The sequence below is a fragment of the Bacillus sp. C30 genome, assembly GCF_040838255.1.
Lineage (GTDB): Bacteria > Bacillota > Bacilli > Bacillales > Bacillaceae_G > Bacillus_A > Bacillus_A mycoides.
Map to the genome: position 1 here is coordinate 1 of NZ_JBFPJH010000103.1, position 11,145 is coordinate 11,145.

The window sequence follows — 11,145 nt, forward strand, 5'->3', positions numbered from 1 at the left end:
GTCTCCTATTTTCATAAGATAAATAGAAATAATAGGTCCTATACTAGTTCCTAAAAATAAAATAAATGTATAAATAGAAACTGCTATTCCCCTTGCTTCCCCTCCTAATTGGCCAACAAGAGAAACTAACGATGGAACGGATATAGCAATACCTATTACAAAACAGATGCTCATCATTACAAGTAGCGGCAGGTTCGAAATAAAGCCCATTGAACTTAAACTAAAAATAGCGACCAACAATCCGCCCTGAAGAACTTGCCTTACTCCGAACCTCTTTGTTAAACGACCCGCAAGTGGTGACAGCAACATACCAAATAGCCCCGCTAAGCGAAAATAAAGAATTTGTTCTGGAGTTAAATTGTAAGTAGGACTGCTCAAATAATTCCCTAAAACAGTATACATGTTAACAAAAGCCATTAATAAAACAAATGCAATCATATAGCTCAATACTAAGCTTTTATGTGTAAAAACTTTACCCATCTGTTTAATTGGTCCCAAAATATCAGTATTGGATTGAGACATTTCCCCTTTCGGAAGAGAATAATGAACCAATACAGCAGTAATGATATAGACAATACTAAGAAGAAAGAACACCATATGCCATCCAAAATGCTGACTAACAGCTGTACTTATTACTTGCCCTGCAATTCCAGCTACTAAAAAACCGGTACTAACAAACCCTATTGTTGTAACCTTTTTTTCTAATGGAAACATTTCTACAACGTAAGCTAACGCTACTGGAGAAAATGTAGCTGCTGCTATCCCCTGTAACCCTCGAAGAATAACAAGCCAAAATAAACTATCCACAATCCCTAAGAAAAAAGAAACAATCGACAGTGCAAGCAGTCCAATAAAGATCACTTTTTTTCTCCCATATTTATCAGAGATTGCCCCAAATAACAAACAACCTATAGCAAAGCCAACAGAAAATATACTGCCTGTAGCCGCAGATTGTGCTAATGAAACCTTAAAAAGGTCTGAAAATAGAGCGGTTAAAGGAATCGTCACATATAGGCTGGACATAACTACCATGCCCGCCCAACATAACACCGCTGTCATTATTGTGTAATTCCTTTCACTATTTACTTCTTTTGATATTTCCATCATAAAATCTCCCCCTTACAATGATTTTCCCCATCGGTTTAAAACATCTAAAGTAAACTACTCAAAACGACATTCCTTTAACACTTACTTAATTTGTTTACGTTAAAAGACATATCACCACCCTTTATCAAATTAGCTAGACATATAATAAGGCAACCTAATTATATGTCTAAATAAAAAAGTTGACTCACACAATCAACTTCTTTATCTGCCTTCTCCTAATTTCTTCTGCATAGTTACTTGCATTTTATTTAATAGCTTCTCTAAAGTTTGACGCTCTTCTTGACTAAAGTCATCAACTAACGACGCGCAAGATAACCAAAAAGTCGGTAAAGAATGCGCAACTAGTTCTTTTCCTTTCGGAGTAATTTTCACCTTTAATCTTCTTCGATCTTCAGAATGATTGAATCTTACGATTAACTCTCGTTTCTCCATCCAATCTAATAAGCCAGTGACAGAAGCACGTGTAATCCCTAATCGGCTCGCAATATCCGAAGGGCTCATGTTCACTTCTCCCCCATTCGATTCCATTTCACGCAAAATAAACAACAGTAAAAAATCTAATTTACTTTCTGAAATACCAAGCGGAGCTAAATCTACGTCAACTGCATCTAGAACATTATCAGACGTCCATAACATTAACAAACCAAGTTTTGCTGCGATTGGATCCGTATCCGCTGATGCTGTCTTTTTTATTAACTCTGCATAAGGCTCAATCCCTAAAGGAAGAGCATCTTTTTTTGAATCCATTCATTTTCACTCTCCTTTCTTTTATTTAATTAGCTTACCTAACTACTTTTTATTATACTCATTTTCTTCCTTCTATTGCAAGAATATTGTTAGACAAAAAAATCCTGTTTTTAAAACAGGATTTTTCACACTGACTAACTAATATTTCTAAATAATCCCAAACTCTTTTAAAGCAAAAGAAATGCCACCTTCACTTGATTTCTTTGTAACGAAATCTGCTCTTGTTTTTAACTCTTCTCCACCATTCCCCATCGCAATTCCTAGTCCTACATACTGTAACATCTCAACATCATTTCCACCGTCACCAAAAGCAATTGCTTCTGATTTACAAATTTTCAGATGTTCCAATACCTTTTGAATTGCAGTTAGCTTCGATACTTTACTATCTTCCAACACATTCATAACGTAACCATGAAAACGTTCAAACGTAAGTGCTGGATATCTTTCAAAGAATTTTTGAGCTTCTGTTTCATCAGCATACAGACATACACAATAAATCTCTTCTGATAAGTTTCTAACTTTGTCAGGATACCGCTCTAAATTTAACGTTTCATTTAATGCTCGTATTACACGTTCGTCTTTTGAGGCAATACCATTCATTACAAATTCCTCTGTAAAATAAGAAACACTGTGACCATGTAATTCAGCGAAATTTGAAATATCATGAACAATTCCACTTGAAAGTACCGATTTATGTATAACTTCATCAGCACATTTTATATGTGCACCATTTGCAGAAATAAACGTATTTATGCCCAGCTCTTTAAATTGTGAGCATAAACTATATGGTCTCCCTGTTGTAACAACTACGTGAATTTCTTTATCTATTAACCTTTGTATCGCTTCTTTTGTGCTTTCATGCATACTTCTATCAATCTCACTTAAAAGAGTACCATCCACATCAAAAAATACAACTTTGTACATATCCTCTTACATTCCCTATAAATGATTTGTATCATTTATAAAATGAATAGTTTTCTGTTTATCCGTAAGTTCAATCAAACTAATTCCCGTATCTCCCATTTTAAAATAATAGTCCATGCTAATTGGCATTTGGAAAAACGCTCGTAAAATACTATTTATTACACCACCGTGTGCAACAATTGCAATTCGGTCATATGTATTCTCTGTCACGATTTTAGAAAAAATTCCTTCTATTCTCATTCTAAATTCAATAAATGATTCCCCGTTTTCAAACCGGTCATGAAGAAACTTTGGCTCGGGATATTTTTTCGCTTCTTCAAATGATAACCCTGCTTGTACCCCATTATTAAACTCCATTAATTCTTCTTCTAGTTGAATTGGGCACCCAATTCCTTCTGCTAATGTTTCACCAGTTTCGCGAGCACGTTTTAATGTGCTTGCCCAAATGAAATCTGGCGGGAAATCTGCTTTCACTTTCTGTACAAGTCTTTGTACTTGCTGTCTTCCCTTTTCTGTTAATTCAAAGTCAGCTCGACCTTCATGTACATTTAAAATATCTGCTTCTGATTCACCGTGGCGTATTAGTAGTATTTGCATGTTTCTTCCGCTCCCTTGTTTAACATTCACAAAATTCCATTATATCACATTCTTAACTTTATATAACAAAAAAAGGAACGGTTTCCCGCCCCTCATCCATTCACTTTCTCTGCATCATTCCAATAATACTTACTAAACGCTTCCGTCAACACATCAATTGTGTTATATAATTCATCTAATGTATTATCAACACCACCAACTTCAATTAACATCGCATTTTTAGATAAATCTTGATTATAAACGCCATTTCCATCTTTTTTATACTTTGGAAAGATTCCTCTGCTTAATCCGTAATAGTTTTCATCTAAATAACTATTGATTGCTCTTGCAATTTTTTCATTTTCAGCACGCCCTTCATTTTCCATCCCAATTATAAAATATAATCTTGCATACGATTTCCCGTTAATTACTTTTGTTGTTACCTTCTTCCGCTGATCATCACGGTGTATATCAATCGGAAACGCAATTTTATTATTTTGTGCTAATGTTTCTTTTACATATTCATGAGACGCTTTATATGATTGCGGCCATTTCCATTTTTTACTCGCTAATAAATCCCCCATATTCGTTTTATCATGAACTACCGGAATTCCTTGTCCTTCAAGTTGTTCTTTCATACGTTTCCCTAGTAAGGACACATTTACATCTGGACTTGATGGATCGGTAGCCCCTGGTAATAACGGAAAGAAAGATTCCCAGCTATGTGTATGATAAATATATACTGCGCTTTCACCTTTTTTCGCTCCGTTCTTTTTCTGAACCGGATTATTCTTTTCAGCTTCTGTAACTTTATCTTTTGCTACTTCTCGCTCTTTCGTTACTTCTTCAATCGGTACACTAGATTCATTTGGGATATTCGTAAAGTTTGTCCCTTCCCCAGCTACGATAATGTTAGAGTAATACTTTGACATACCAGGCACTTCTTTACCGACAAACGTTCTTAAATCTTTAATTTTCAAATCCGTCGCAATCGAGAACATTAAATTTCCAAATGACTCCCTTTTATTCTGCTTAAAATAATCAAATCCGTAATAGCGATTCTCACTTTCTAGCATTTGAACAAAACCTTGCATCGATACTTTTCCAAACCATTGATTCGCGTAATTCGATTTCATTGTATGTAAAAGCGACGTCAAAATCGACGCAATAATAATTATGACTAGTGCATATAGAAAGAGTAACGAGATTAGTTTCTTCCCATGTATACGGGTTGCATACTTCTTCACTGTATCACCTTCTTTATACATGGATATGTACAAGCCTTTCGTAATATACGCAAAAAAAAAAGAGAAATGGCATCCCATTTCTCTTCCTCACTCTTATTGTTCTTTTTCTGTATCTGACGAAGGTAATTTCTTCGTTTGTTTCTCTTTAAAGATTTCCCCAATTGCCCCAAGAGTACCAAGTGTTTCAATTGCATTAGACGGAATAAAGACTTTATTCGCTGGTCCTTTTGCAACCTCAATCAATGATTCAAATGATTTATAAGCAAGTACGCGCTCATCTAAATCTGCTGCACGAAGTAACTCAATTCGATTTTGTTCTGCTTTTGCAATTTCCTCAATCGCTCTTGCTTCCCCTTGCGCTTCTAATTCTTTCGCTTCTCGTATACCTTCCGCTTCACGAATACGTGCTTCTTTATCCCCTTCAGCCATTAAAATTTTACTTTGTTTTTCCCCTTCAGCACGAAGGACTTTATCTTGTTTCGCTGCTTCAGCTTCTAAAATGATCGCACGTTTATTACGTTCTGCTTTCATTTGTTTTTCCATTGATACTTGCACATCTTTTGGTGGATTAATATCGACTATTTCGACACGCTCAATACGAACGCCCCATTTTTCTGTCGCTTCATCAAGTGCTAAACGAATTTCTGTTGAAATTTTTTCACGACCTGATAATGTTTCATCAAGCTCCATTTTACCAATAATTTGACGCATTGTTGCAGATGTAATATTACGAACACCATATTCATAGTTTGAAATACCATATGTCGCAAGCTCTGGTTCAACAATTTGATAGAAAATAATTGTATCAATTTCTACTTGTACATTATCTTTCGTTATTACCTTTTGTGGTGGTACATTCGTTTGTTGAATACGTAAATCGTGATATACACGAACGCGGTCTACAATTGGGATTAGAATATTTAATCCTGGGTGCATAATCCGTTGAAATTTACCAAACCTTTCAACGACCCCAACTTTTTGCTGAGAAATAATTTTAATTGTCAATGCAATAAATACAACGACAATCAATGCGAAAATAATCGTTAACGTTAATGCTACTGCCATATTTATTCACTCTCCTTTTTCACTTGTAAAATAGTACTATGCCTCTGTATAACAACGACTTTTTCTCCAGCATCAATAGGAGTATCCGAAATAGCTGTCCAAGTATCTCCATCCACTTTCACAATACCGTTCACTTCGCTTGTAATCGTTTGCATAACAATTCCCTTTTTACCAACAAGTTTATCTACTGTATCAGTAAAACCTTTTGCTTCTCGAAAGTTTTTAGAAATTCTTTTCGTAAAGAAAGTCAATGTTAAACTTACAATCGCCCCAACAACAACTTGTAAAAATAGTGCATCAGGAGCAAACAAAGCAATAAGACCTCCGACAACAGCTCCAATTCCAAGCCAAAGCATGTAAAACGTAATCGACAACATTTCTGCAATAAATAAAATACCCGCTATTATAAACCAAATCACCCATCCAGCCATATGCAACCCTCACTTTCTTTCTCATTTTCTATATGTATATGAAGAAAAGAATGGTTTATCCGCCCTTTCTCATAGAGGGGGCGTTTGCTACAAGCTATTATATGTATTCGCTGTTACAACAAGCATTAATAAAATGCTATATTAATATATTCTTCATTATACACGAAAATCCCTTTCAAAAAATGACAAAAAATTTAATTCTTTCAAAAATATAACTTACAGATTATAATAATTAAAATTAAAAGCAGTATTGATTTGAAAGGTGGTATTCTTATTGCCTAAACGTTCACTAACTTACTATTTGGGCTCCAAAATATGCATTACTCTCGCTGACATTGTATACATAATGATTATTACAACTCACGTCTATATCACAACTAGATCAGCTACAATTACTGCTCTTTTTCCATTATTACAGGTTATCACAAATCTTATCGCGAACACCTCTGCACCACTTATAATGAATCGGTTTCCATCTTATTCATTGCTATATACTCTACAATGGATTAAAACAGCTCTTTTAATATTGTTAATGATATTATTTCCTATACTATCAACAAACATTTCTGCTCTTTTAACTTTTGTTATTTTCATTTCATTATGTAGTGGCTGGAGCGCTCCTCTACTATACGCCGTTATCCCGCGCTTAACACCACAAGAAAAATTAGTAAAAGTAAATAGTGTCTTTTCCTTTTCAACACAAATTATACAAGCCGCTGCATACTCATTTACAAGCATAATTGTTCTTCTCATTGGCGTTACTTCGACACTCATGATTAATAACATATTGATGATTTTCGGATGTATTACATTACACCTTTCATTACAATCTATACAAGCTGAACGAGTAGCAGAACCCACTTCTTCGAAAACTACTGCATTATTAGAAGGATGGAAACTGTTATTTCAACACCCGTCTCTGCGCATCGTTACAATTATGGACTTAATTGAAACTTTCGCAGGGACGATATGGATCGGTGCTATTACGATGGCATATGTAACGACTGTTCTTCATAAAGGCGAAGATTGGTGGGGATATATTAACACAAGTTATTACGTCGGCACATTAATTGGTGGGATATTAGCGTGGAAAATGAGTACATATATTCAAAAAAATTTAATACGCTCCATGGCGATAGGCTCTCTTATGTTTAGTATTCTTACATTTTTATATGGTATGACAAGTAGCGGATTTATTGCTCTATTTCTTTGTGTTCTAATGGGGCCATGTTATCAAATTAGAGATATTTCTCAAACGACGGTTTTACAATCAAGCGTCACTCCTTCTTTATTATCGAAGATGTATACAGCTCATGGTGCACTTCTCTCGACAGCTTCTGGTCTTTCTATGCTTAGCGTTGGAATTATTACTGATATGTTCGGCGTTCGTACTATTTATATTATCGCCGCTTTTCTTATTTTATGTTCTGCTTGTTTATCCTTTAACTTATTAAAATATCAGAAGACGGAGCAGAAAGATATTTCACTTTAATCATTAAAACAAAAAGGACAGGAATTCCTGTCCTCTTTGTTTATTCTATTCATGACAAGTTGGGAATCTTCCTATGTTTTGTCGCTTGTTCAAAAGCATATGCTAGTTTAATTAATGCCCCTTCACTAAAAGCAGCACTTGCAAGAGTAATTCCAAAAGGCCTCCCATTATCCATATATCCCGCAGGCATTGCTATAGACGGATAACCTGCTTTCGCACATATAGTAGATCCTATATAAGAAGGGAACAGTATCGCATCCAGGTTATATTTTTCCAACGCAAAATCAATACCTTGTTTTTGCGAAAAAAATATATCTTCTAATCTTGCGTTTAAATATTCTGGATTTCTTAACGTATTAGGAAAATCTTTTCTTCTTTCTAACTTAGTTTGTCCATATTTCAAAGCTCTTTCTGCTATGTTTTTATTAAACTCCATTAACTCCGAAATAGAATGTACTGGAATAGTAGAAGGTAATTTAGAAAGATAGTTATCCAAGCTGTGCTTCAGCTCATAAAGTGGAACTCCCCAACTCCATTCCCTATGAAAAGACGGAATATCAATATCTTCTACTACTGTCGCTCCCTCACTACGTAATACTTGGATCGTTTCCTCAAACAATTTTTCATCGTACTCACCATTTTCGTAATAGTCTTTTGGAGCATTGTTAAATACGCCAATCTTTGCTCCCTTTAATCCATTTACATCGAGATAAGGTGTATAATCTTGATATGCCATTCCTTCACTTTTATGAGTGGCTACATCCATCTCATCCACTCCCGTTAAGTTCCCTAATAGAATTGCAGCATCCGTTACCGTTCTAGCAAATGGCCCAGCTGTATCTTGTGAATAAGTGAAAGGAATAATTCCACTACGACTAATTAACCCAACAGTCGGCTTAATACCTACAACCGAGTTTTGAACAGCTGGACTTAAAATAGAAGCATCTGTCTCTGTTCCAACGGATAATACAGTAAAGTTAGCAGCAACTGCTATAGCAGACCCTGTACTTGAGCCGCCAACAATCATATCATCCTCACCTGTACCGTAAGGGTTTATTGTTTGCCCACCTCTTGCACTATATCCAGCCCACATTTCAAATGACATTGCATTTGCTAATTCTGTCATATTGGTCTTTCCTATTATTACTGCTCCTGCTTCTCTCAGTTTCGTAACGAGAAATGCATCTTCACTACTTATATTTTGTTCCAGGGCAATCGTACCAGCACTTGTATGCATCGAGTCATTCGTTTCAATATTATCCTTAAGTAAAACAGGTATACCATGTAATGGACCTCTTACACCTTTTGTCTTTCTTTCATAATCTAACGCTTCTGCAATAAAGATAGCATCTGGATTGATTTCTAAAATAGAATTGATTTTCGGTCCATCTTGGTCATACTTTGCGATTCTATGAAGATAATACATGACTAGTTCTTTTGAAGTTAACTTCCCAGCTTCCATTTCCTTTTGAATATCATGAATTGTTAATTCTTTTTGCAATAATGTATTAAACTGAATTTCCATTTTCATTCTCCTTTTATAAGCCCTTATATATATGACATGTATCTATTACTTTTTCATTTTCTCCGCTCCTCGCATAAACAGCTACAATCCCTTTAAAGAAATTCAACTCACCAGTTTAAAAACCTTTAATTTCCAGAGAAATAAAAAGAGTCTGAAACGAATTCAATATCGCCTCAGACTCTTTTTATTATTTTACATATACCTCTTCTAACAAATGTAAAAACTCGCCTTGTTTACCTGCTAATTCAGGGCATTTGTTAATATCAACCCATTCATAACAAAATACTAAACCTTTGTCTTCCTCACCAGCACTTACTATATGTTCCCACGTATCTTTCACATCTGTTAATAATGAAATGTGGAAAAAATGACGTTTTTGATATTCCTTTTTTTCTTTCATATAAATAATGTAATCAGAAAGGAAGCGCTCGATACAAAAATGGCGTAGTCCTGACTCTTCTTGTACTTCACGTAAAATTGCTGCCTCTAACGTTTCGCCTTCATCTACCGTCCCGCCTGGCACTTGGATACCAGCCTCTCGTATATCACGATGTTTAAAAACGAGTAGTTGCATAGCCCCTTCTTTTTCTCTCGTAATATATGCATGTACCTTTTTCTTATATAACATCGTCATCTTAGCCCTCTCCCCTCAATTCATTACTGCGTTACTTCTTCAATCGTCAGTTGGTTTTCATATAAATATGTAGCTTGCGGATTCCCAACATAACGTACATGCCACGGTTCATAACGATAACCGGTAATCCCTTCTTTCTCTTTCGTATATCGAATAACAAAACCAAACTTATGGGCATTTTCAGAAAGCCACTTTCCTTCTTTCGTCTCCCCAAAAACAGTTTCTAGCTGAAATTTAGCAGATTGAGATGTAATATCCATAGCTAGTCCTGTTTGATGTTCACTCGTACCAGGGACTGCACTAGACATCGCTGTCTTTGCTTCTCCATCTTGTCTTTTATACATTGTATTTAATGCTTTTTGTCGATCAAAAGATCTAAATCCAGAGACTGCAAAAAGGAAAATCCGCTCATTATTGGCTTGCTGAAACATTTCCTCAAGTGCCACCGCTGCCTCTTTCCTCATCTTTTTCTTCTCTTGATCACCTTCACTAGAGTAACGTACTTTCGGAACAACTAAATCTGGCGGTCTATACCCATCTGGTAAACGCCTATTTTTATTCACAAGTACAAGCATCGAACTTGGATTACTAATGACTGCGATATCCCCATCCATATTAGCAATCGTTTCTTTAGCTTTCGGAAATATATTGTTTACATTTACTTCCTTCGCCTCTTGCTCCTTGTACATCTTATAATTTATTCCTGCTACTCCAATGATCAGTATCATTGCTACGATACCAAGTAGTGCCCATCTTTTTTTCATATAACGACCTCTTATTTTAATAATTTGGCCATTTCATACTCATCGATACCTTTTCCATCGATGATAAGAGCAAATTTTTTGACACCTTCTTGTTCAAATCCAATTTTGCTATATAGTGCCTGAGCTCTTGTATTGTGGGCCATTACCGTTAATTCTAAACGCCATACATCATGTAATCTTGCCCACTTCTCTACTTCTTTAAACAAACTCGTTCCAATACCTCGGCCACTATACTCTTGCAAAATGCCAATTACAATGCCTGCCACATGTCTCTTTCTTTGAATATTATTTCCATCAACTAAAATAAAACCTACTATTCTCTCTTCTTCAACTGCTACAAATATTGTCGCATATTCATTTTCTATAAAACGGTGGACCATCTTTTCTTGTTGCTCTACTGTAGTTTTTCGTTCTCCTGGTTCGTATAACATAAATTTCGTTTCTTCATCTAATTGCTTACTTAATTGTAAAAATGATGCTGCATCTTCTACTCTAATCTCACGTATCACCTTAATCCCCTACCCATTCTGTTAGTTAAAAATTTTCCTTGTGAAAAGATTTTCTATATTTTTGCGAAAATCCCTTTCTAATTCTCCTATTATAAATAGACAAATTTCGATATTACTATAGCAA

General features: G+C 35.3%; 12 protein-coding genes. 1 reads left to right on the forward strand and 11 read right to left on the reverse strand.

Annotation, left to right across the window (positions count from 1 at the left end; all coding sequences use genetic code 11):
- From AB3X49_RS12000 to AB3X49_RS12030, 7 genes are all read right to left on the reverse strand, one after another.
- Positions 1–1,104, reverse strand: a 1,104-nt coding sequence (locus AB3X49_RS12000; RefSeq protein WP_367962257.1) for an MFS transporter, incomplete at its 3' end; no start/stop codon positions are given.
- Between the two features lie 204 nt (positions 1,105–1,308).
- Positions 1,309–1,854, reverse strand: a complete 546-nt coding sequence (locus AB3X49_RS12005) for a MarR family winged helix-turn-helix transcriptional regulator (RefSeq protein WP_002141418.1) — start codon at positions 1,852–1,854, stop codon at positions 1,309–1,311.
- Between the two features lie 147 nt (positions 1,855–2,001).
- On the reverse strand, positions 2,002–2,778 hold the full coding sequence (locus AB3X49_RS12010; RefSeq protein WP_002186052.1) for a Cof-type HAD-IIB family hydrolase: 777 nt from the start codon (positions 2,776–2,778) through the stop codon (positions 2,002–2,004).
- A gap of 15 nt (positions 2,779–2,793) precedes the next feature.
- Positions 2,794–3,375, reverse strand: coding sequence for a histidine phosphatase family protein (locus tag AB3X49_RS12015; protein WP_367962249.1), 582 nt, complete (start codon positions 3,373–3,375; stop codon positions 2,794–2,796).
- 92 nt (positions 3,376–3,467) lie between these two features.
- Positions 3,468–4,679, reverse strand: coding sequence for a stage II sporulation protein P (gene spoIIP / locus AB3X49_RS12020; RefSeq protein ID WP_309243320.1), 1,212 nt, complete (start codon positions 4,677–4,679; stop codon positions 3,468–3,470).
- A gap of 15 nt (positions 4,680–4,694) precedes the next feature.
- Complete coding sequence (locus AB3X49_RS12025) at positions 4,695–5,666, reverse strand: SPFH domain-containing protein (RefSeq protein WP_002012471.1); 972 nt, start codon at positions 5,664–5,666, stop codon at positions 4,695–4,697.
- A gap of 2 nt (positions 5,667–5,668) precedes the next feature.
- Positions 5,669–6,097, reverse strand: coding sequence for an NfeD family protein (locus AB3X49_RS12030; RefSeq protein WP_002012470.1), 429 nt, complete (start codon positions 6,095–6,097; stop codon positions 5,669–5,671).
- A gap of 274 nt (positions 6,098–6,371) precedes the next feature.
- Between AB3X49_RS12030 and AB3X49_RS12035 the strand changes: the two genes are divergently transcribed.
- Positions 6,372–7,589: an MFS transporter gene (locus AB3X49_RS12035; RefSeq protein ID WP_367962252.1), complete on the forward strand. Its 1,218-nt coding sequence runs from the start codon at positions 6,372–6,374 to the stop codon at positions 7,587–7,589.
- A gap of 49 nt (positions 7,590–7,638) precedes the next feature.
- On the opposite strand, the gene AB3X49_RS12040 is transcribed toward AB3X49_RS12035, so the two are convergent.
- From AB3X49_RS12040 to AB3X49_RS12055, 4 genes are all read right to left on the reverse strand, one after another.
- On the reverse strand, positions 7,639–9,114 hold the full coding sequence (locus AB3X49_RS12040; protein WP_002186056.1) for an amidase family protein: 1,476 nt from the start codon (positions 9,112–9,114) through the stop codon (positions 7,639–7,641).
- Between the two features lie 187 nt (positions 9,115–9,301).
- A complete protein-coding gene (locus AB3X49_RS12045) occupies positions 9,302–9,748 on the reverse strand; it encodes an NUDIX hydrolase (protein WP_002086031.1) in 447 nt (148 codons plus the stop codon).
- 23 nt (positions 9,749–9,771) lie between these two features.
- A complete protein-coding gene (locus AB3X49_RS12050; protein WP_002031537.1) occupies positions 9,772–10,512 on the reverse strand; it encodes a M15 family metallopeptidase in 741 nt (246 codons plus the stop codon).
- 11 nt (positions 10,513–10,523) lie between these two features.
- Positions 10,524–11,021 carry a GNAT family N-acetyltransferase gene (locus tag AB3X49_RS12055; protein ID WP_367962255.1) on the reverse strand — a complete coding sequence of 166 codons (498 nt, stop codon included), beginning with the start codon at positions 11,019–11,021 and terminating at the stop codon, positions 10,524–10,526.
- Positions 11,022–11,145 lie beyond the last annotated feature (124 nt).